At 59.9% G+C, this 20,444-nt stretch carries 18 protein-coding genes; 16 read left to right on the top strand and 2 right to left on the bottom strand.

What is annotated here, in order from left to right:
• The first annotated feature begins 161 nt into the window (after positions 1 to 161).
• The 7 genes from M2360_RS03770 to M2360_RS03740 all read left to right on the top strand — a co-directional run bounded on the left by M2360_RS03770 (position 162) and on the right by M2360_RS03740 (position 9,917).
• The gene (locus tag M2360_RS03770) at positions 162 to 1,244 is read left to right on the top strand and encodes a LacI family DNA-binding transcriptional regulator (RefSeq protein ID WP_280773017.1); all 1,083 of its coding nucleotides are present in this window, start codon (positions 162 to 164) and stop codon (positions 1,242 to 1,244) included.
• Between the two features lie 123 nt (positions 1,245 to 1,367).
• On the top strand, positions 1,368 to 2,636 hold the full coding sequence (locus M2360_RS03765) for an extracellular solute-binding protein (RefSeq protein WP_280773016.1): 1,269 nt from the start codon (positions 1,368 to 1,370) through the stop codon (positions 2,634 to 2,636).
• 123 nt (positions 2,637 to 2,759) lie between these two features.
• On the top strand, positions 2,760 to 3,659 hold the full coding sequence (locus tag M2360_RS03760; RefSeq protein WP_280773015.1) for a sugar ABC transporter permease: 900 nt from the start codon (positions 2,760 to 2,762) through the stop codon (positions 3,657 to 3,659).
• Complete coding sequence (locus M2360_RS03755) at positions 3,656 to 4,480, top strand: carbohydrate ABC transporter permease (protein ID WP_280773014.1); 825 nt, start codon at positions 3,656 to 3,658, stop codon at positions 4,478 to 4,480. The genes M2360_RS03760 and M2360_RS03755 overlap by 4 nt, the downstream gene beginning before the upstream one ends.
• 9 nt (positions 4,481 to 4,489) lie before the next feature.
• Entirely contained in the window at positions 4,490 to 6,736 is a 2,247-nt protein-coding gene (locus M2360_RS03750; RefSeq protein WP_280773013.1) for a glycoside hydrolase family 2 TIM barrel-domain containing protein, read from the top strand.
• Between the two features lie 10 nt (positions 6,737 to 6,746).
• A complete protein-coding gene (ugpC, locus tag M2360_RS03745; RefSeq protein ID WP_280773012.1) occupies positions 6,747 to 7,832 on the top strand; it encodes a sn-glycerol-3-phosphate ABC transporter ATP-binding protein UgpC in 1,086 nt (361 codons plus the stop codon).
• 81 nt (positions 7,833 to 7,913) lie between these two features.
• Positions 7,914 to 9,917, top strand: a complete 2,004-nt coding sequence (locus M2360_RS03740) for an aldo/keto reductase (RefSeq protein WP_280773011.1) — start codon at positions 7,914 to 7,916, stop codon at positions 9,915 to 9,917.
• Between the two features lie 36 nt (positions 9,918 to 9,953).
• Here M2360_RS03740 and M2360_RS03735 read toward each other — a convergent pair whose 3' ends face one another.
• On the bottom strand, positions 9,954 to 11,030 hold the full coding sequence (locus tag M2360_RS03735) for an AbrB family transcriptional regulator (RefSeq protein ID WP_280773010.1): 1,077 nt from the start codon (positions 11,028 to 11,030) through the stop codon (positions 9,954 to 9,956).
• A gap of 51 nt (positions 11,031 to 11,081) precedes the next feature.
• Positions 11,082 to 11,687: a YigZ family protein gene (locus M2360_RS03730; RefSeq protein WP_280773009.1), complete on the bottom strand. Its 606-nt coding sequence runs from the start codon at positions 11,685 to 11,687 to the stop codon at positions 11,082 to 11,084.
• Positions 11,688 to 11,865: 178 nt separating this feature from the next.
• Here M2360_RS03730 and M2360_RS03725 point away from each other — a divergent pair, with 178 nt between their 5' ends.
• The 9 genes from M2360_RS03725 to M2360_RS03685 all read left to right on the top strand — a co-directional run bounded on the left by M2360_RS03725 (position 11,866) and on the right by M2360_RS03685 (position 20,312).
• Positions 11,866 to 14,160: an FdhF/YdeP family oxidoreductase gene (locus M2360_RS03725; protein WP_280773008.1), complete on the top strand. Its 2,295-nt coding sequence runs from the start codon at positions 11,866 to 11,868 to the stop codon at positions 14,158 to 14,160.
• Positions 14,157 to 14,450 (top strand): hypothetical protein, encoded by a 294-nt coding sequence (locus M2360_RS03720; RefSeq protein ID WP_280773007.1) that lies wholly within the window; start codon positions 14,157 to 14,159, stop codon positions 14,448 to 14,450. The genes M2360_RS03725 and M2360_RS03720 overlap by 4 nt, the downstream gene beginning before the upstream one ends.
• A 366-nt stretch (positions 14,451 to 14,816) precedes the next feature.
• Positions 14,817 to 15,563, top strand: a complete 747-nt coding sequence (locus tag M2360_RS03715; protein ID WP_280773006.1) for a hypothetical protein — start codon at positions 14,817 to 14,819, stop codon at positions 15,561 to 15,563.
• A gap of 603 nt (positions 15,564 to 16,166) precedes the next feature.
• Positions 16,167 to 16,403: a hypothetical protein gene (locus M2360_RS03710; protein ID WP_280773005.1), complete on the top strand. Its 237-nt coding sequence runs from the start codon at positions 16,167 to 16,169 to the stop codon at positions 16,401 to 16,403.
• A gap of 95 nt (positions 16,404 to 16,498) precedes the next feature.
• Positions 16,499 to 17,878, top strand: a complete 1,380-nt coding sequence (locus M2360_RS03705) for a phage major capsid protein (RefSeq protein WP_280773004.1) — start codon at positions 16,499 to 16,501, stop codon at positions 17,876 to 17,878.
• Between the two features lie 98 nt (positions 17,879 to 17,976).
• On the top strand, positions 17,977 to 18,360 hold the full coding sequence (locus tag M2360_RS03700; RefSeq protein ID WP_280773003.1) for a GTA-gp10 family protein: 384 nt from the start codon (positions 17,977 to 17,979) through the stop codon (positions 18,358 to 18,360).
• Complete coding sequence (locus M2360_RS03695) at positions 18,360 to 18,737, top strand: hypothetical protein (RefSeq protein ID WP_280773002.1); 378 nt, start codon at positions 18,360 to 18,362, stop codon at positions 18,735 to 18,737. The genes M2360_RS03700 and M2360_RS03695 overlap by 1 nt, the downstream gene beginning before the upstream one ends.
• 106 nt (positions 18,738 to 18,843) lie before the next feature.
• Entirely contained in the window at positions 18,844 to 19,257 is a 414-nt protein-coding gene (locus tag M2360_RS03690) for a hypothetical protein (protein ID WP_280773001.1), read from the top strand.
• Positions 19,221 to 20,312, top strand: a complete 1,092-nt coding sequence (locus tag M2360_RS03685; RefSeq protein WP_280773000.1) for a hypothetical protein — start codon at positions 19,221 to 19,223, stop codon at positions 20,310 to 20,312. The genes M2360_RS03690 and M2360_RS03685 overlap by 37 nt, the downstream gene beginning before the upstream one ends.
• The last annotated feature ends 132 nt before the right edge of the window (positions 20,313 to 20,444 follow it).

The following is a 20,444-nucleotide window of genomic DNA, read 5'->3' as shown; positions in this document are numbered from 1 at the left end:
GTTTTCTTCATCTCGGCGTCACAAAAGCTCGACTTGGCCCGGTTTGGCTGCCATAGAGTTTCGGGGGATGCAGGGGCTACGGCCAAGTAAACATTTACTAAAAAATGTTTGCCTTCGCGGGTCGCAGCGCCTAGCATCGGGGGAATGTCGGACTTACGCTCATGGTGACTATCAAGGAAATCGCTAAAGCCGTCGGCGTGTCGTCGGCCACTGTGTCGAGGGTGCTCAACTACGACCCTGCGCTGTCGATCTCGGCGGCCAAGCGTCAGGCGATCATCGAAACGGCTGAAGCGCTGAACTACGCCACGCCGCGCAATCGCAACCGGTCGACGGCGCTTCCCGGCGCTTTCGTCAATCACGCCGCGCCCGTGTCCGCCCTGCCGCGACTGGCCATCGTGCATTTTCTCGAGCCGTCCGACGAGCTGGGCGATCCCTATTATATCGGCGTGCGCCTCGGCATCGAAAACCGGTGTCGGGAATTCAAGACCGAAATCGTCAAGGTCTTTCATTCCGACGCCCTGCCGGATCCGGCCCTGTTGCAGAGCGTGGCGGGGGTCATCGTCATCGGCAAACACTCCAAAAATGAAATCGACTGGCTCGGCAGCCATTGCCGGCATCTTGTCTTCGCCGATTTCGACCCGCGCAGCAGCCGCATCGACAGCGTGTTCAGCGATGTCGGCCTGGCCACCGAGACTGCGCTCAACGACCTTCACGCCATGGGTTACAAGCGGATCGCCTTCATCGGCAGTTATGAACATCTCGACGGCCAGACCCAGCCCTTTGGCGAGCGCCGCTGTCGCGCCTATATCGACTGGCAGAAGGAGCGCGGCGGCTTCGATCCGGAACTTCTCGCGCTCGGCCAGAACTGCAATTTCGGCCAGAATCTGCGGCTCGAAACCGGCTATATGCTGGCGCAGACCATTCTCGGTCTCAGTCAGCGCCCCGACGTGATCCTGGCCGCCAACGACAATATGGCGATCGGCGCCTATCGCGCCATTCAGGAGGCCGGGCTGCGCATTCCCGACGACATCGCCATCGTCTCCTTCAACGACATTCCTGTCGCGCAATTCCTCAACCCCGCGCTGTCGACCATCAAGATTCATGGCGAACATATCGGTGAGACGGCGGTGGATCTCCTGATCGAGCGGTTGAACGGCCGCGACTACGCCAAGACCGTGACGATCGCCACCGAAATGATCTGGCGGGACAGTTGTCGCAAGCCGGATTTTTCCGCACCTGCGTAAAGCCTTTTCGCAGTCGCAATAAATATTTACTAAAAATTTTCTTGCGTTCCCTGTTTTTTTGACGATACTTCGCGACAGGCAGGAGGGGCCTGCCGGCGTAACGCCATTTCCAGGGAGGATATAATGGCTATTTCATCAATTCTGAAACGTATTGCGACCGCCGCATTGACGAGCGTCAGCGTGTTGACCGCGACCGCCGCCTTCGCCGGCGAAATCACCGTTTGGTGCTGGGATCCGAATTTCAACGTGGCGATCATGAAGGAAGCCGGCGCGCGCTACACCGCCAAGCATCCTGAAACCACGTTTAACATTGTCGACTTCGCCAAGGCTGACGTCGAGCAGAAGCTGCAGACGTCGCTGTCGTCGGGCGCGACCGACACGCTGCCCGATATTGTTCTGATCGAAGACTATGGCGCACAGAAGTATTTGCAGTCCTTCCCGGGCTCTTTCGCCGCTTTGTCCGAAAAGATCGATTACTCCGGCTTTGCGCCTTACAAGGTGCAGTTGATGACCTTGGACGACAAGGTCTATGGCATGCCCTTCGATTCCGGCGTGACCGGCATGTATTACCGCAAGGACTATCTCGAGCAGGCCGGCTTCAAGCCGGAAGACATGCAGAACATCACCTGGGACCGCTTCATCGAGATCGGCAAGGAAGTTGAGGCCAAGACCGGCCACAAGATGATGGGCTTCGATCCCAATGACGCGGGCCTGACGCGCATTATGATGCAGTCGGCCGGCGAATGGTATTTCGACAATGACGGCAACCTGAATATCGAGAACAACGCGGCCCTCAAGGCTGCGCTCGAAACCCAGGGCAAGATCATGCAGGCTGGCATCTTCAAGCCGACTGCTGGCTGGAACGAGTGGCTCGCCTCCTTCACCTCCGGCGATGTCGCCGCTGTCGTGACCGGCGTCTGGATCACCGGCACGGTCAAGGCTCAGGCTGATCAGTCCGGAAAATGGGGCGTTGCCGCTACTCCGAAGCTTTCCGTTGAAGGCGCGACGTCGGCATCCAACCTTGGCGGCTCCAGCTGGTATGTGCTGGAAAGCTCGAAGGAAAAGGACGAGGCCATTGACTTCCTCAATGAAGTCTACGCCAAGGACACCGAATTCTACCAGCAGATCCTCACCGAGCGAGGCGCGGTCGGCTCGTTGATGGCGGCGCGTGAAGGCGCAGCCTATGGCGCGGAAGACCCGTTCTTCGGCGGCGAAAAGGTCTGGCAGAAATTCTCCGATTGGCTGGCCCTGATCCCGGCCGTCAATTACGGCATCTTCACCAACGAAGTCGACACGGCTGTGACGGCCAATCTCGGCTCGATGGGCAAAGGCGCCAAGGTCGAGGATGTGCTGAAGGCCATCCAGAGCCAGGCCGAAGGCCAGATCCAGTAATCATCAAAAACGGGCGACGGCAACGTCGCCCGTTCCTCCCCGGGGCGGCGGCGGCGACGCCGCAGCCTTGGCGCGCATTTCGACATCTGTCGACACTTCACACCAGCCAGTAGACGGACGACCATGGCCACTGCGAAACCCGGCGGATTGAAACGATATTTCGACGTGAACGGATGGCTGTTCGTGGCCCCCGCTCTTCTGTTGATCGGGACCTTCATGATCTTCCCGATCCTCAGGTCGCTCTGGCTGTCGCTTTACGCGGGCAAGGGCATGATGATGAAATTCGCCGGTTTCGGCAACATCATGCGGCTGGCCAATGATCCCGTTTTCCTCAAGGCGCTCACCAATACGGTCACCTATTTTGTGATCCAGGTGCCGATCATGATCACGCTGGCGCTGATCCTGGCCGCCGCGCTCAATGATCCGAAGCTGAAATTCGCCGGCTTCTTTCGCACCGCCATCTTCCTGCCCTGCGTCTCCTCGCTGATCGCCTATTCCATCCTGTTCAAGAGCATGTTCTCGCTGGACGGCGTGGTGAATTCGGCGCTGATCGCGATCGGTCTGGTCGATACGCCGATTTCCTGGTTCACCGAGCCCTTCTGGGCCAAGACGCTTGTTATCCTCGCCATCACCTGGCGCTGGACCGGCTACAATATGATCTTCTATCTCGCAGCGCTGCAGAATATCGACAAGTCGATCTATGAAGCCGCCCGTATCGACGGCGTGCCTGCCTGGGCCCGCTTCGTCTATCTCACCGTTCCCATGCTGAAACCGGTGATCCTGTTTACCACCGTCACCTCCACCATTGGCACGCTGCAGCTGTTTGACGAAGTCTACAGCCTGAGCGCCGAGGGCAAGGGCGGTCCGGCGGATTCGACGCTGACGCTCTCGCTTTACATCTACAATCTCACCTTCCGCTATATGCCCAGCTACGGTTACGCCGCGACGGTGTCCTATGTCATCGTGATCATGGTGGCAGTCCTGTCCTTCCTGCAATTCTACGCCGCGAGGGAACGCAAATGAACGCGCAGCGCCTCATCCGCCTCTTGCCGGCGACCCTGCAATATCTGTTTCTCAGCATCGCGGCTTTCCTGTCTGTGTTCCCCTTCATCTGGATGGGGATCAGCGCCACCAACACCAATTCGGATATTCTCGAAGGCAAAATGAGCTTCGGCAGCGCCTTCTTTGACAATGTCGCCGCTTTCATGGCCGCCGTCGATCTGCCGCTGGTGCTGTGGAATTCCGCCAAGATCGCCATCATCGGCACAGCGGTGACGATGCTTGTGTCCTCGCTCGCCGGTTATGGCTTTGAAATGTTCAAGTCGAAATGGCGCGAGCGCATCTATGCGCTCATGTTGTTGACGCTGATGGTGCCGTTTGCGGCGATCATGATCCCGTTGTTCATGATGATGGCCAAGGCCAAGCTGATCGACACCCATATCGCCATCATTCTGCCCACCATCGCCTCGGCCTTCATCATCTTCTACTTCCGCCAGGCGACCAAGGCCTTTCCGACCGAGTTGCGCGACGCCGCCAAGGTCGACGGCCTTAAGGAATGGCAGATCTTCCTCTACATCTACATGCCGGTGATGCGCTCGACCTATGCAGCGGCTTTCGTCATCGTCTTCATGGCCAACTGGAACAATTATCTCTGGCCGCTGATTGTGCTGCAGTCGAACGACACCAAGACCATTACGTTGGTCGTGTCCTCGCTGGCCTCCAGCTACACCCCGCAATTCGGAACGGTGATGATCGGCACGATCATCGCGACGATCCCGACCATCTTCGTGTTTTTCGCCATGCAGCGCCAGTTCGTCCAGGGCATGCTTGGCTCGGTGAAATAGGATAGAACCATGCGTAGATACGAGACTTTCAATGGCGGCTGGACTTTCACCGCCGGCTTCGAACCGGGTTGGGTGAACGCCGCGCAGGCTGGCGAAACGGTTCGCCTGCCGCACACTGCCGTCGAGCTGCCCTATAACTATTTCGACGAAACCAGCTATCAGAAGGCCTTCACCTATCAGAAGGTCATCGCCTGGGAGCCGTCTTTCGAGGGCCGCGAAGTTTCGCTCGTGTTCGACGCGGCCATGGCCGATTCCGTCGTCTATCTCAACGGCCAGGAAATCATCGCGCACAAGGACGGCTATACGCCGTTCGAAGCGAGGCTCACGCCTTACCTCAAGCAGGGCGACAACCTGCTCACCGTCAAGATCGACGGCTCTGAAAATCCTGAAATCCCGCCCTTCGGCGGCATGATCGACTATCTCTGCTATGCCGGCATCTATCGCGATGTCTGGCTGAAGGTGACGAGCCCGGTCGCGATCAAGAATGTCAAGATCGAGACTCCGGACGCGCTGGCCGAAACCAAGACGGTGACCGCCAAGATCCAGCTCGCCAATCATCAGAACCTCGACGCTCAGGGTTCGGCGACCGTTACCATGACCGACAAGTCGGGCGCGACAATCGCGACCGCCAAGGCGACTCTCGCGGGCATTGAGACGCTGGTCGAGCTTTCCGGAATTGCCGGCGCCGAGATCTGGGATCTCGACACGCCCGTCCTCTATACGCTGACGGTCGAAATCGAGACGGCTTCCGGCAAGGACGTCTATTCCAACCGCTTCGGCTTCCGCACCGCCGAATATCGCGTCGACGGCTTTTTCCTGAACGGCCGCAACGTCAAGCTTCGCGGTCTCAACCGCCATCAGGCCTGGCCGCATCTTGGCTACGCCATGGGCCGCCGCGGCCAGGAGAAGGACGCCGACATTCTGAAATTCGAGCTGCGCTGCAACGTGGTGCGCACCTCGCATTATCCGCAGTCCAAGTGGTTCCTCGATCGTTGCGACGAAATCGGCCTGTTGGTGTTTGAAGAAATCCCGGGCTGGCAGCATATCGGCGGCAAGGCCTGGCAGCAGGAATCGATCGAGAATGTTCGTCGCATGATCGAGCGCGACTGGAACCATCCGTCGATCATCATCTGGGGCGTGCGCATCAACGAATCCCAGGACAATCACGACTTCTATCTCGAGACCAACCGGCTCGCCCATGAACTCGACACCACCCGTCAGACCGGCGGCGTGCGCTTCATCACCAATTCCGAACTGCTGGAAGACGTCTATACGCTGAACGACTTCATCCTCGGCCAGGAAGAAATGCCGGGCAACAATCGCGGCCGCGTCGTGCTGCGGGACCAGTCCGAGACCACCGGCATCACGCATAAAGTGCCCTACATGATCACCGAATATAACGGTCACATGTATCCGACCAAGCGCGTCGATCAGGAGCAGCGCCAGGCCGAACATGTCACCCGCCATCTTCTGGTGCTCGACGCCGCTGCTGGCGATCCCTCGATTTCCGGCTGCACCGGCTGGTGCATGTATGACTACAACACCCACAAGGACTTCGGCGCCGGCGACCGCATCTGCTATCATGGCGTGATGGACATGTATCGCGAACCGAAATTCGCGGCCTATGCCTATGCTTCGCAGGGCGGTCCGGAAACGGGCGCGGTGCTGATGCCGGTCACCTACTGGGCGCGCGGCGAACGCAATATCGGCGGCGTGCTGCCGCTGATCATCCTCACCAATTGCGACTATGTCGAAATCCAGTTTGGCGAATTCGCACCCAAGCGCGTTCTTCCCGACCGCGACACCTATCCGCATCTGCCGCATCCGCCCGTCGTCGTGGACCTGCGCTCGGTGACGCCGGAAGAATTCGGCACATGGGGCCGCATCTGGCGCGAAGGCGTGATCACCGGTTATGTCGATGGCAAGGCGGTGAAAACCGTGACGTTGCCGGCCGATCCGATGCCGGCCAAGCTCGAAATCGCCCCTGACGACACCGATCTTCGCGCTGGCGAAAAGGACACGGTCCGCGTGATCCTGCGCGCGCTCGACCAGAACGGCAATATCCTGCCCTTCTTCGACGATGCTGTCGAACTGTCGGTCGAAGGCGCTGGACGTCTCGTCGGCCCGACGCTCGCGAGCTTCAAGGGCGGCGCGACCGGCCTTTATATCGAAGCCGGCGACAATGCCGGAACCATCACCCTGACCGCCCGCTGCCGTCCGTTCGGCGAGCAGACGGTCACCTTCACCGTAAGCTGAGGCTGAAACCATGGCAGATGTGTCGCTCACCCAGATCCGCAAGATCTTCGGATCGCTTGATGTGATCAAGGGCGTGGACCTGGACATCAAGTCCGGCGAATTCGTGGTCTTTGTCGGCCCGTCGGGCTGCGGAAAATCCACGCTTCTGCGCATGATCGCGGGGCTCGAGGACATCACCTCGGGCAGCTTGAAGATCGGCGGCGTCGAAATGAACGACGTTGACCCGTCCAAGCGCGGCATCGCCATGGTGTTTCAGACCTATGCGCTCTATCCGCATATGACGGTGCGCGAAAACATGGGTTTCGCGCTCCGTTTCGCCGGCATGGCCAAGGACGAGATTGATCGTCGCGTCTCGGCCGCCGCCAAGATCCTCGAACTCGACGTGCTGATGGACCGCAAGCCCAAGGCGCTGTCCGGCGGCCAGCGCCAGCGCGTGGCGATCGGCCGCGCCATCGTGCGCAATCCCGATGTCTTCCTGTTCGACGAACCGCTGTCCAACCTCGACGCGGAACTGCGCGTGCATATGCGCGTCGAGATCGCGCGCCTGCACAAGGAACTCAACGCCACCATCATCTATGTGACGCATGACCAGGTCGAGGCGATGACGCTCGCCGACAAGATCGTCGTGCTGCGCGCGGGCAAGGTGGAGCAGGTCGGCGCGCCGCTCAAGCTTTATGACGATCCCGACAATGTCTTCGTCGCCGGCTTTATCGGCTCGCCGAAGATGAACTTCCTGCCGGCCCATGTGATCTCGGCTGAAGGCGGCCAGATCACAGTGGGGCTGGACGACCAACCAGAGACGCAGGTGACGCTGCCGATCGCCGCCGCGCTCAAGCAGGGCGACAAGGTCACGATCGGCCTGCGTCCCGAACATTTCCTGAAAGCCGGTCAGGGCGACGCACAATTGACAGTCACGGTCGACGTCACCGAACATCTTGGCCATACCAGCTATATCTACGCCCATCTCAAGCCGGGCGAGCAGATCATCATCGAGCATGAGGAGAGCCGCGACAGCCGTGCGGCGGACAAGATGACGGTCGGCGTTTCGGCGAGTCAGGCGTTTCTGTTCGACAGCGCGGGTCAGCGCCTGCGCTAATCTTGCCCGGCCCTTCCTGGCTGGGCTGGACCTCCCGGGCAATTGGATGTCCGGCGGGTCCCGATCGGGAGGAGCACGATCATGACGGAAGACAGACTGCGCTGGGGCATCATCGGCCCCGGCACGATAGCCCGCACCTTTGCAGACGGCGTCGCCCATTCGAGAACCGGCCGTATCGCAGCCATCGGCACGCGCAACCCCGACAAGCCCGGTCTAGCCGAGCACTTCCCCGGCGCCCGCATCGTTTCAGGCTATCAGGCGCTGATCGATGATCCCGAGGTCGAGGCCGTCTATATCGCCACGCCGCACCCATCCCACCCGGAATGGGCAATCAAGGCCATCCGCGCCGGCAAGCATGTGCTGGTGGAAAAGCCGCTGGCGCTGACCGCCTTCGACGCTGACGCCGTCTATCACGAAGCGCGCAAGGCCGGCGTCTTTGCCGGCGAAGCCTATATGTACCGGCTGCATCCGCAGACTTTGAAACTGATCGACCTCATCCGCTCGGGCGTGATCGGCGAGGTCAGGCTGATCAAGTCGAGCTTCGGCTTCGACATGGGCGGCGTCCGCCCCGATCACAGGCTGTTCTCACAGGCGTCAGCCGGCGGCGGCATTCTCGATGTCGGCGGTTATCCTGTCTCGATGGCGCGACTGATCGCCGGCGCGGTCGAGGACAAGCCCTTCCTCGATCCCGTCAAGGTCACGGGCGCGGCACGGCTCGGCGAAACCGGCGTCGATGAATGGGCCTCGGCCGTGCTGAAATTCGGCAACGACATCATCGCCGAAGTCTCCTGCTCGATCATGGCCAATCAGGACAATGTTCTCCGGGTGATCGGCTCGGAAGGACGGCTGGAGGTCGCCGATTTCTGGTTCGCCGCCGGCCACAAAGGCGGCGTCGGGAGAATCGAACTCTTCCGCAAGGATGGGTCACGCGAGACTATCGAATGCCCGGAGGACCGCTGGCTCTATTCCTTCGAAGCAGATGCGGCTGCAGACGCCATCCGCGCCGGCGAACGCGAATTCAGCGCCCCCGGCATGGGCTGGGCCGACTCGCTCGGTAATCTCCGCGCCATGGACGCCTGGCGCGGCTCGGTCGGGCTCAAATACGAACTTGAGACCCCAGCGTTCAGGACCAAAAACATCGCCGGCGATGTCGTGAAGGCGCGCCATAAGGTACCCCGGCGCGCCATTCCCGGCCTCGCCAAGCAGGCGTCAACCGTGGCGCTGGGCTTCGAGTTCTTCCCGGATTTCGCCTCGGCCTCGCTGACGCTCGACGCCTTCTTTGAGGCGGGCGGCAATCTCTTCGACACCGCCTATGTCTATGGCAATGGCGTCACCGAAGCGGTGTTCGGCGACTGGCATTCGAGCCGTGGCATTGATCGCGAGGAGATCGTGCTGATCGGCAAGGGCGTTCATTCGCCGCTTTGCTATCCCGACCAGATCGGCAAGCAGTTGACCGCCTCGCTGGACAGACTGAAGACGGATTATGTCGACGTCTATTGCATGCATCGCGACAATCCCGATGTACCGGTCGGTGAATTCGTCGACGCCATGTATGCGGAAGTGGGCGCGGGACGAATCCGCGGCATCTTCGGCGGCTCAAACTGGACGCGCGAGCGCATGGATGCGGCCATCGCCTATGCCGAGAAGGCGGGCAAGCGGGCGCCGTCGGCGCTGTCGAACAATTTCTCGCTGGCCGAGATGATCAATCCGATCTGGGCCGGCTGCGTCGCCGCTTCCGATGAGCAATGGAAAGAGTGGCTGATCAAGCATCAGACGCCCAATTTCGCTTGGTCGAGCCAGGGGCGCGGCTTCTTCACCGACCGCGCCGGCCGAGACCGCTTCGACGAGGAGGAAATCGTCCGCTGCTGGTATTCGGAGCAGAATTTCATCCGCCGCGACCGCGCCTACGAACTTGCCGCCAAGAAAGGCCGTAGCCCCATTCACATCGCTCTGGCTTATGTGCTCGCGCAGCCTTTCCCGGTGATCCCGCTGATCGGGCCGCGCACACTCGGCGAATTGGAAGACAGTCTTTCGGCGCTCGATATAGCGCTGACGCCGGATGAGGTGCGCTGGCTCGAAGGCTGATCGACGGCAACACAGGATCAGGCCGGCCCCGCCGTCTCAGGCCGGCCCCGCCGGCCTGTCCAGGCCCGACCATTTCACCACCAACCGCGCCAACGCCGGTCCGGTGACCAGAATGAACAGGAAACGGGCGAGCTGCATGGCCATCACGAAGGACACGTCGACATCGCTCGAGGCGGAGATGATCGCCACGGTATCGGCCCCGCCGGGACTTGTCGCTAGATAGGCCGTCAGGGGATCGACATCCGCGACATGCACCAGCACATACGCGAAGCCGCCGCAGATCACGATCAATGCGAGAATTGCGGCGATCACCCGCGGCAGCGCTTTCAGCGCATAGACGAGGATCGCGCGGGTGAACCGCCCGCCAATGCCCCAACCGACCACGGCGTAACTCGCCGCCAGCAACCACGGCGGCAATTCGATCTGCATCAGCCCGAGATCCTGCAGCAATGCGCCGAGCGCCATCGGCGCCAGCATCATTCCGGCCGGAATCTTGGCGAGGGTCACGATCACGGCGGAGACGGCGATCAACAGCGCCGTCTGGCCGAGCGGCGCCCAGTCGATGGGCGGAAACCAGATGACCGATTGGGCGGCGCCCGTCTCGCCGATGAACATCCGCGACACCAGGGCTGCGGCGAGCGCCACGCAGAGAACGCGCATATATTGCATGATTGCGACAAGCCGCATATCAGCGCCGAAGCTCTCCGACATGATGGTCATGGCGGAGGCTGCGCCGGGCACGGAGCCCCAGATGGCGGTCGAGCCGGGCAGCACCTGCATGCGGGCAAGCAACCAGCCGAAGCCGACGGAGACGGCGATCACCGAGACGACGCCGGACAGGAAGATCGGCCAGGCCCGGCCGATTTCGACCAGCAGATCCAGCGGGATCGCCTTGGCCATCAGGCAGCCGATCACGCCCTGGGCGATAAAGGTCGCCTGTTTCGGCACCGGTGCGGCGCGGCCCGCCGCCGCCAGAATGATCGCGGCGATCATCGGCCCCAGCAACAGCGCCGCCGGAAGATGGAAGACTTCGAGCCCCGTCACGAATGCCGTCGAGATGAGAAGAAGAATGAGCCAGTCCGTAAAGATGCGCGATAGAGACTGGGGCGGCATGAAATTTCCTTCTTCAAACAGTCGCGGTCATTAATTAGCCGACTAACACCATCATTGACTTCCCGATCGACCGTCTTGGCTGTCGACCACAAGCCGACCGCTTGTGAGGTCGATCAGTGATTGGATGACCCCATCAGCCTGATCGGACGGCAACAGGCAGCGAAGAAATATCCCGTCGGCGCCAAACGCCTCCGACAGGACGGTTGCGCCCTCTATGCGCTCCAGGCGCGATTTTATCAATCCATGATCGGAAAAGACGAGCCGCAAGCCCTTTTCCACCTGCGGCGTGAGCCGGATTTTATCAGCTGCCCGCAGGCATTCAGCCACAGATCCCCCATAGGCGCGTATCAACCCGCCGGAGCCGAGCAGAACGCCGCCGAAGAAGCGGGTGACGACGACCGCCACGCCATCGAGATCCTGCCCGTCGATCGCCTGCAGGATGGGTTTGCCCGCTGTGCCCGAGGGTTCGCCGTCATCGTTGAAGCGATAGATCTGGCCGATGCGGTAGGCCCAGCAATTGTGAGTGGCCGAGGCGTCGCTCTCGGAAGCGATGAAGGCCTTGGCTGCGGCCTCGTCGGTGACGGGCGCAGCAGCGACGATAAACCGGCTCTTCTTGATCTCGACGACATGGCGCGCGACGGCGGTGATGGTCTGCATGGAGGGATCTCGGGCTGCACTCAGTCTCCCATAGAGGCAATCGACAGCTTCGCCAAAGAAAAATGCCGAAGACGGCCGAGCCCAGGAGCCGGTAACGCTGCGCTGCAATTGTATTTTTCTATCACGCGATTGGAGTCGCGCCCTTGATCTTTTCTGGCGTTCGTCAAATACCTGACCGATGACAACAAGTTTTCTCGGAAAGAAGTCCTCGGCCGCCGGCGGCTGGGGCGCGTTGAAAAGCTGCGGCAAGCGGCTCCTGGAAACCGGCGCTCCGCTGTCGGGCGCGCGCGCCATGCTGAAGGCCAACCAGCCCGATGGCTTCGACTGCCCGGGCTGCGCCTGGGGCGATCCCGAACATGGCTCGTCCTTCGAATTCTGTGAGAACGGCGTCAAGGCGGTCGCCTGGGAGGCGACCGAGAAACGCGCGACGCCGGATTTTTTCTCCCAGAATCGCGTCTCCGATCTGCGCCTGCTGTCCGATTACGAGATCGAACGCCATGGCCGTCTGACGCATCCCTTGCGCTATGACGCGGCGTCGGATCGCTATCTCAAGGTCGAGTGGGACGCCGCTTTCGCTGAGATTGGCGCACTGCTCAAGGGGCTCGGCAGTCCAGACCGCGCCGAATTCTACACATCTGGCCGCGCCAGCAATGAGGCGGCCTATCTCTATCAATTGTTCGTCCGCGCCTATGGCACCAACAATTTTCCCGATTGCTCGAACATGTGCCACGAGGCGAGCGGCGTGGCGTTGCGACAGGCGATCGGCGTCGGCAAGGGCACGGTGCGGCTCGAGGATTTCGAACAGGCGGACGCGATCTTCGTCGTCGGGCAGAATCCTGGCACCAATCATCCCCGCATGCTCGGCGATCTCCGCCGCGCCGCCCTGCGGGGCGCCCGCATTGTGGTGTTCAATCCGGTGAGGGAGCGGGGCCTCGAACGCTTTTCCGATCCGCAGGACAAACTCGAAATGCTGCATGCGGGCTCGACGCCCATCGCCAGCCGCTATGTCCAGCCGCGGCTCGGCGGCGACATGGCCGCCTTTCGCGGCATGAGCAAGGCGGTGTTCGCCATTGACGACGCGGCTCTGGCCGCCGGCCGCGCCTCGGTGCTCGACCGTGACTTCCTGGCCAAGCATTGCGAGGGTTTCGGCGCCTATCGCGCCTCCGTCGATGCGACCGGTTGGGATGAGATCGAAGATCAGTCCGGGCTGAGCCGCGCGGAGATTGAAGAGGCCGCCGCGATCTATCTCGGCGCCGAACGCGTGATCGCCACCTGGGCGATGGGGGTGACGCAGCACCTGCATTCGGTGGCCACCATCCGCGAAATCACCAATTTTATGATGCTGCGCGGCCATATTGGCCGTCCGGGCGCGGGTCTCTGCCCGGTGCGCGGCCATTCCAATGTCCAGGGCGACCGCACCGTCGGCATCAATGAAAAGCCTGGAGACGCGTTTCTCGATGCGCTGGAAGCGCGCTTTGGCCTGCCCATGCCGCGCCAGCACGGGCATAATGTGCTGGCGGCGATCGGCGCGATGCTGGACGGCTCCGCCCAGGCGTTTATCGGCCTTGGCGGCAATTTCGCGCGCGCCACGCCCGACAGCGCGCTGGTCGAAACCGCGCTCAAGCGACTGAAGCTTACGGTTCATATCGCCACCAAGCCCAATCATTCACATCTGACGCCCGGCGAGATCTCCTTCATCCTGCCCTGTTTGGGCCGCACGGAGATGGATCTCAATTCCGAGGGACAGTCGCAGCTGATCAGCGTCGAGGATTCCATGAGCATGGTGCATGGCTCGGCCGGCATCAACCGACCGGCCTCGCCGCATCTGCGTTCGGAAACCGCCATCATCGCCGGCATCGCCGCAGCGACCGTCGGGGCTGACTGCATCGACTGGATGGCGCTGTCGGAGAACTACGATCTGATCCGCGACCATATCGAGGCGACCATACCCGGCTTTGACGACTTCAATCGCCGCCTGCGCCAGCCGCGCGGCTTTCATTTGCGCAACAGCGCCGCCCATCGCGAATGGGCCACGCCGTCGCGAAAGGTCGAATTCTCCTCCGGCGAGCTGCCGAGAGCGACGGTGCATCAGCAGGCGCTGGCGGCGGACAATCGCTTCGCGCTGCAAACCTTCCGCTCGCATGACCAGTATAACACCACCGTCTATGGTTTGGATGACCGCTATCGCGGCGTCTATGGCGAGCGGCAGGTGATCTTCATGCATCCGGCCGATCTCGAAGCGCTCGGCGCCAAGGCGGGCGATCGGGCCGATGTGGTGGGCGAATGGGACGACGGCGTCGAACGCATCGCTCGCAATTTCCGCTTCGCGCCCTATGACATTCCGCGCGGCAGCGTCGCGGGCTATTATCCCGAGCTCAACGCGCTGGCGCCCCTCGACAGCGCCGGCGAAGAGAGCGACACGCCGACCTCGAAGTCGATCCTCGTGTCGTTCCGCCTGCTGAGCGCAGCGTGAGCGAAGAAGAGGAGATCGCGGCGTTTCTCGCCGAGGTCGACCGCCTCATCGCCCGCGCGCCGCGTCTTGATCCTGTGCAGGCGGCGCTACTCACTGCGGCTGCCTGCGGTTTGCCCGCTGATAGCCGCAGCCTTTCCGGCCATCTCGGCCTGGAGCACGCGCTTGTTCTCCGGGCAGTCCATCAATTGCAAGACACGCCGCCGCTGATCCGGATTATCCGCGAGGATCCCAGGACAATGAGACGATGGTTTGAGCTGACGGAGCAGGGGAGGCAGATTGCTCAAGGTTAGCACGGCTATGACAACGCGCTGATGTTTTTGGTAAAATGGCGGACAGAGAGGACATGCCCCGCCAGAGCTAAATCAGACGCTTAGATTACCTAACCCCGAAAATTCGGCCCTTGAAAACACTGGTGATTTCAATCCGTTTCCCAACGCGTTGGCATCCACAGCGGTTGATAAAGTCGCCTCGCCAAGGCTTCCCGATACAGCCGCATCCGTCGCAATCCATGCGGCGGCGCACTGGCTTGCGGAACACCGCGACCAGATCAAGGAACCGCTCTTTCCGTTCATCTGCAAGAGATGGTCGCTCACCAACCGCGAAGCCTTGACGGCCCTGCGTCTGGCGCGGGCGCTGAAGTATGCGGGGGCGGAGCAGTGAGCAGCTTTCCTGTTTCCTCAGCATTGCTGCGAACTCTACCGCGTCTCGCCCAAAGGGCCGCGCCCGATGATGTGCGGCGCTTCGCAAGCGGTCAGGGCACAAAGCCGGCGACGCTCGCACATGAGCGCCAGCAGGCGGGTGCGTCGGCAGCGAAAGTCATCAAGGCTGCAGCCAAAGCCAAGCCAACACCTGAAGAGAAGCGCAAGGCGATCGAGCGCCGCCGTCGTTGGGGCGGTGGCGGATCAATGCCGCCTGATGTCCGCGATCACTACAGCGAGGGAGAGCGGGCGGCGCTGGCTGTGATCGCTGAAGAGTGCAAGCGCAAGACCTACTGCGATAAGTGCCTGGACGAGATCGCGCGCATTGCTGGCGTGTGCAGGACTACGGTCCAAAACGCGTTGCGGAAGGCTCGGGAGAAGGGTCGGCAGCATCTTCTCGTCACCGAGCGCCCTCAGCGTGGCAAGGCGCGCAACCTCACCAACATCATTCGAGTGATCTCGAAGACTTGGCTGAACTGGATGGCGCGAGCCATAGGGTTCAAACGTTTGAGCACTTCAAGAACTGGAGTAAAATCTCTTCTCTCCGAGGGAGTGGAACCGTTGCTTTCGGCTCTTGAGAGGGAGAGAGCAGAAACGGCTCGGCCTAGTCCGCACCCTTTGCGTGTATCTGAAAGCGACAAAGGCCGAAGGCCGTCACTCTCTGAGAGGCGCGGCCCTCCGTTGGCGGAGGCGCGTCGATGCTGACGCTGGTGCATGACACCCGGAGGGGGAGGGTCAAAACCAAAACCAGTTCCGTTCATGGACCCGCGTCCCCCACATTCAGAGATTTTTCCTGTGCTGGCGAGTTTTTTCGGGTCGGTTGACTGCTGCTTGATCCAACTCAGACGGCTGGAAGAAATTACCTTAATAAAACAATATGATAGGCAAGGCTTGATGTTGCGAAATCCTCAAAAACAGCATTTCTTGACCGGATCTCCGGAATTTCTCCCGTGCGATCTTTTTGGCAAGCCGCTGTCGAACCTACCACCTCCAAAGGCCCTTGCCTGCGCTGAGTGCGGATATCCGTTTGAGTTTCGTCAATCGAAGGGGCGACCGCATCGGTTTTGCTCTGATGGTTGCCGCACGGCCCACGCGATCGGGCAGCGGCGCGCCTGGCGCATTGACTTCGGGGATCGGCGCGATGTTCCGACGATCTGCCGGGCATGCCGATCTCCAATTGTCGTGAAGCCTGGCCGTGTTGGTCGCCTTCCGCACTTTTGCTCAACGGATTGCCGCAGATCCACTCGTCATCCGGTATCCCGCGATGAAGGGTTCATCTCACTCCTGTCAGAACTTTAGGAAACCACTATGAACGCCCGCGACAACTTAAACCCCGCCCGTTTGGAGAGTGCGATCGATCGACCCTCAGAGCGGATCAAGGTCATTTGGGGAGCCGAAAACATCGCCGCAAAAATCGGCTGTTCGGCTGACTTTGTCCGCGATCGGCTCTCAAAAGAGGCCGGCTCACCTGTGCGAAAGGTCTGTGGTCGATGGTGCGCCGTCGAGGTGGATCTCATCAGGTTTGTCAGGGTTGGTCCGGGATAACCCAATCCAACCTATTGCAACCCACTCTCTCCCAATTGTCGCAAATCGCATCCGCTGAGATGCTTGAGCACACTAGCAACCCCAGAGGAAGAGCAATGACAATCCACCTCAATGAAGCAGATGCAGAACGCGCGGGCATCCCGATTTCGGATGAAATGAAGGGCCTCATCCGCCAACGCGAAGATCTGGTGGCGGAGGCCAGACAAGCACTTGATACGCTCAATGAAGAAAACATCGGCGTCGCCAAAGTTCGAGGCGTTGAAAAGCGCCATGACGAAATTATCGAGGCGATCGACAAAATCGACGCAAAGCTCGATCGTCACATCAAGACCGAAGTGCGGAGCAGCAAAGGCGGCAGCGGTGTTTCCCGTCGCCCCGGCTTGACGCAGAAGATCGAGGGCCGCGCTACGGACGATGGTGAATACACATACACCGACGATGGCGGTGCTGCTCTCGAAAATCGTGAAGTCAATGTTGCCTACGCACTGCGATCCAGTCAGTCGATGGTGGACTTTACGCGCCGCCGCGCAACTGATGGCGGCCCGAGGGACGAGTACCGTGGCCTTTCCGAGGGCGCGCTTCTGTGCGCGATGGTCACTGGCGGGCGGAACGACATCGAGCGGCGAGCGCTGTCGGAAGGTTCGGACTCTGCTGGCGGCTACACGGTTCCGACGCTGCTTTCGGCGCGAATGATCGATCGCTTGCGCTCAAAGGCCGTTGTTTTTAGGGCCGGCGCGCAAACCGTTCCGCTTTTCTCTGACAATCAACAGATCGCAAAGGTAGCCACCGATCCCGTTCCGGGGTGGCGCTCGGAAAACGGCTCGGTTGCGGAGAGCGAGCCGACATTTACCAATGTCACGCTGACGCCTCGCAGCCTCATGGTCATGGTCAAGGTGTCACGCGAGTTGCTGGAAGACAGCCTAAATGTCGAGAATGTTCTTCCGGACGTGATCGCGTCGGCCATGGCGCTTGAGCTCGATCGAGTTGCGCTCATGGGGACTGGCGTCGCGCCACAGCCGAAAGGAGTGAAGAACTTCGGCGCGCTGACGACCGGGATCAGCGTCAACGACAATCTCAGATATGTCGACCTTGTCCGTGCCCGCACTGCTCTACGGACAGTCAATTCCGACGTCACGGCTTACATCATGTCGCCACGTGACGAGGGCATTCTGGCCGAAAGCGTGGATGGGACTGGACAGCCGCTGAGAATACCGCCGGCTATTGAAAACATCCCCCAGCTGACGACCACTTCGATACCTGCCAACCTGGGCACGGCAACAAACGAGTCCTTTGTCATCGCTGGCGATTGGGCAAAGCTGATCGTCGGTATACGCAGTTCCCTCCGGGTCGAAGTCCTCAGGGAGCGCTTCGCCGACAATCACCAATATGCATTCGTTGCACATCTCCGCGCCGACATTGCTGCAGAGCATGAGAAGGCGTTCACCCTTCTCACCGGAACGCAGCCGGTCGCTTAATGGCGGCGTGTTTGAAATGGTCCATGCCGCCGCGTCGCCGCCCGCCGTGTTCCTTGCTCGACGGCGGGCGGCGTCCTTTCGCAGGTAGTATATCAGACATGACCGAAAACACAGTTACGCTTAAATTCGGGCCTCAGCACCATGTGTTCGATCTCACGCTGCCGATGCAGATGCAGCTCACATGGGAATGGGACACTGTGATGCGCGACATCGTCAAACAGCTTGAGGACGGAACAGCGCCGAAGGAAATGGCCTTGACGGTGCTCGTCGGCGGCCTGATCGGCGCGGGGTTGGCGGAAGATCGGGCGCAGGCGGCGCTCTTTTCGATCGTTCTACACGGCAAGCCGCGCGACGTGATCTCGGGGGCGTATGCCGTGGCGACGGCGGGCCTTCGAAAGCGCCCCTCAAGCCTTGCATCAACATCCAAGATTTTCAACAAGATGCCCAGCATCATCAGCGGCGTGATGGAAAGGAATGGATGATGAGTGCTCTTCCGTATCTAGCGCTTAGCCAGCTGAACCTTGCTACCACCCTTTCGGGCGTCGAGGTTGATTCCGAGACAATCGAACGCCCGTTCGCTGAGGCTTTAGAACGGGACGCGCGAGTTAAGCTGTATGTGAAGCTGCCTGGCTGGTTCAAGGTTCCCACCCCCGTAACAGCTTACAATCCCGATTGGGCGATTGTAGTGGACCTGGGGGATGGCAAGGACCGCCTGTGCTTAGTCAGAGAAACCACGCCAGCCGATGTCAAGCAGTTGCGGCGTGACGAGCGCAGGAAGATTGAGTGTGGACGTAAGCACTTTGCGGACACTCTTGGCCAGGACTTCAAGGTTGTCGGTGACGTCAGTCAACATCTCTAGCTCCTATCTCCTGGGCGAGCCAAATACGGCAATTGCAGCTTCAAATACTCACTAGGATTGATTTCCCGCGAGCCATTCGCTAAGGCAATAATGCTGGGAGCGATTGATGCAATACAAAGAAGTCTTACCTGAACAGTGCCCACCAAACGACGCGCATCCGCTGAATGATTGCGTGGTCATCCGGATGGTTTCCAGTTCTGAGCCCGATGATCGAGATTTCGAGTCACACGCGGCTAAAGGAAAGCCAATTCCAGTCCAGTCCAGGTCTGGAAAGGCCCCGCCCGATGCCTGTAGCTGGGCGTCATGTTCGACCTATTTGGCAGGGGACAAACCAGTTGCTCAAGCTAAAGCGCTTGCCCTATTGCCTTGGTTTAAGAAATTCAATTACGCTGCTTTTGTGTCTGTTAATGAGGACGCAGGCGCGGCGCGAGTGAACCCGGAATCCCGCCACGTGGACTTCTGGTTTTTTCACGGATTTGAACCATGCAAGTCCATCCGATCGGTGGAAGCGGTACGATGAAAAAACCACGGCGCGCAAGAACGGCAAAGCTTGAGCAGGTTCTAGTCTACTACGACCAACCTCAGATAGCATATCTTACTGGAGACAGAGGCTATAAGATGATAGCCGTCGCGGTTGAAGAGAGAGCCAAAATGGCACTCCCCTTCTTTTGCTGCGAAATTTCTGATCGCCTCTTCGATGCATATCTCTCCGGGCGCGTCGACCTCAACTATGTTCTGCGTCAGGGTAAATCCAACAGGTATTCGTTTTTTGACTGGGCCTCATCTGAGGACGGTGAGACGTTCAAGTTGGACACTGCCAAAGCGGATGAGATCGCGTCCGATGATTTTTATCCCCAGCCAGGCTTCTTCTCGGCGAATCATACTCACCGGCTTAAAGAGCGGCAATTAGCTAAACCTGCTCGTTTGGCATTTCATATCGATGGAAAATGGGACGCTGCGGACTTCTCTAAGTTTGTTGGGCGGATAGATGAAATTTATTCGTTTTCGCGCATCGTCGAAACGAGAGGCGAGAAATCTCATCTATTGGATGCGTTCCTACATGACGAAATACAGCCTCGTTCATGGACGCATGGTGGTGACTATACGCAATTCTACCGCAGCTTGAAAAGCCAGTCGCAAGCCTCGGAAGCTCTTCGCGTCGAAAAATTAGCTTACAATTCTCCGGGAGAAATCGTGGTTCGCGGGGAACAGGAGGCTCTTCGTGAAGTCGCAGACATCGTCGAAGCGTATAAAGATAGATCAGACGCGGCAGCGGGAAAATATTTATCCCTCAGAAGGTTGTTGAGTCGGGAAGGACAGCTTTCAAGAACTGTATCTGCAGGCGATGTTAGCGATGGTCTCAGACAGTTGCTTCTCAGAATGACGAATGATTTACTTAATACTGTAGGAATGCAAAATGGGCCTCGTTTGTTAGAAGCTTGCGGCGCAGATACGGTAGTTTTTTCTAAAGTCGTACTCTCATTGATTCGGCGAGTGCGGGACGCGGCTCAATTCTACGCTGAAGGTCGTGTATCTAGTGATCGGTTCGTCGAGACGCTGGCACCCTCTACTTGATTCCGGTAAGCCGTGAGAGCAGAGCTGTTTGGGCAGCAAAGATGTAGTGTACCGACTACCACTATTTTCGATAGTGTCGGCTCTCCGAGGGGGCCTTCAACCGGACCATTGCATTGGAGTAGAGCCAAGCAT

Origin of the sequence: Rhizobium sp. SG_E_25_P2 (assembly GCF_029892285.1) — a bacterium.
Classification (GTDB): domain Bacteria; phylum Pseudomonadota; class Alphaproteobacteria; order Rhizobiales; family Rhizobiaceae; genus Rhizobium_E.
This window is presented reverse-complemented; position numbering and strand designations above follow the sequence as displayed.

Coding starts and splice junctions, on each gene's coding strand:
- M2360_RS03770 (WP_280773017.1), top strand. CDS start 162: ATGGTGACTATCAAGGAAATCGCTAAAGCCGTCGGCGTGTCGTCGGCC.
- M2360_RS03765 (WP_280773016.1), top strand. CDS start 1,368: ATGGCTATTTCATCAATTCTGAAACGTATTGCGACCGCCGCATTGACG.
- M2360_RS03760 (WP_280773015.1), top strand. CDS start 2,760: ATGGCCACTGCGAAACCCGGCGGATTGAAACGATATTTCGACGTGAAC.
- M2360_RS03755 (WP_280773014.1), top strand. CDS start 3,656: ATGAACGCGCAGCGCCTCATCCGCCTCTTGCCGGCGACCCTGCAATAT.
- M2360_RS03750 (WP_280773013.1), top strand. CDS start 4,490: ATGCGTAGATACGAGACTTTCAATGGCGGCTGGACTTTCACCGCCGGC.
- ugpC (WP_280773012.1), top strand. CDS start 6,747: ATGGCAGATGTGTCGCTCACCCAGATCCGCAAGATCTTCGGATCGCTT.
- M2360_RS03740 (WP_280773011.1), top strand. CDS start 7,914: ATGACGGAAGACAGACTGCGCTGGGGCATCATCGGCCCCGGCACGATA.
- M2360_RS03735 (WP_280773010.1), bottom strand. CDS start 11,030: ATGCCGCCCCAGTCTCTATCGCGCATCTTTACGGACTGGCTCATTCTT.
- M2360_RS03730 (WP_280773009.1), bottom strand. CDS start 11,687: ATGCAGACCATCACCGCCGTCGCGCGCCATGTCGTCGAGATCAAGAAG.
- M2360_RS03725 (WP_280773008.1), top strand. CDS start 11,866: ATGACAACAAGTTTTCTCGGAAAGAAGTCCTCGGCCGCCGGCGGCTGG.
- M2360_RS03710 (WP_280773005.1), top strand. CDS start 16,167: ATGAACGCCCGCGACAACTTAAACCCCGCCCGTTTGGAGAGTGCGATC.
- M2360_RS03705 (WP_280773004.1), top strand. CDS start 16,499: ATGACAATCCACCTCAATGAAGCAGATGCAGAACGCGCGGGCATCCCG.
- M2360_RS03700 (WP_280773003.1), top strand. CDS start 17,977: ATGACCGAAAACACAGTTACGCTTAAATTCGGGCCTCAGCACCATGTG.
- M2360_RS03695 (WP_280773002.1), top strand. CDS start 18,360: ATGAGTGCTCTTCCGTATCTAGCGCTTAGCCAGCTGAACCTTGCTACC.
- M2360_RS03690 (WP_280773001.1), top strand. CDS start 18,844: ATGCAATACAAAGAAGTCTTACCTGAACAGTGCCCACCAAACGACGCG.
- M2360_RS03685 (WP_280773000.1), top strand. CDS start 19,221: ATGCAAGTCCATCCGATCGGTGGAAGCGGTACGATGAAAAAACCACGG.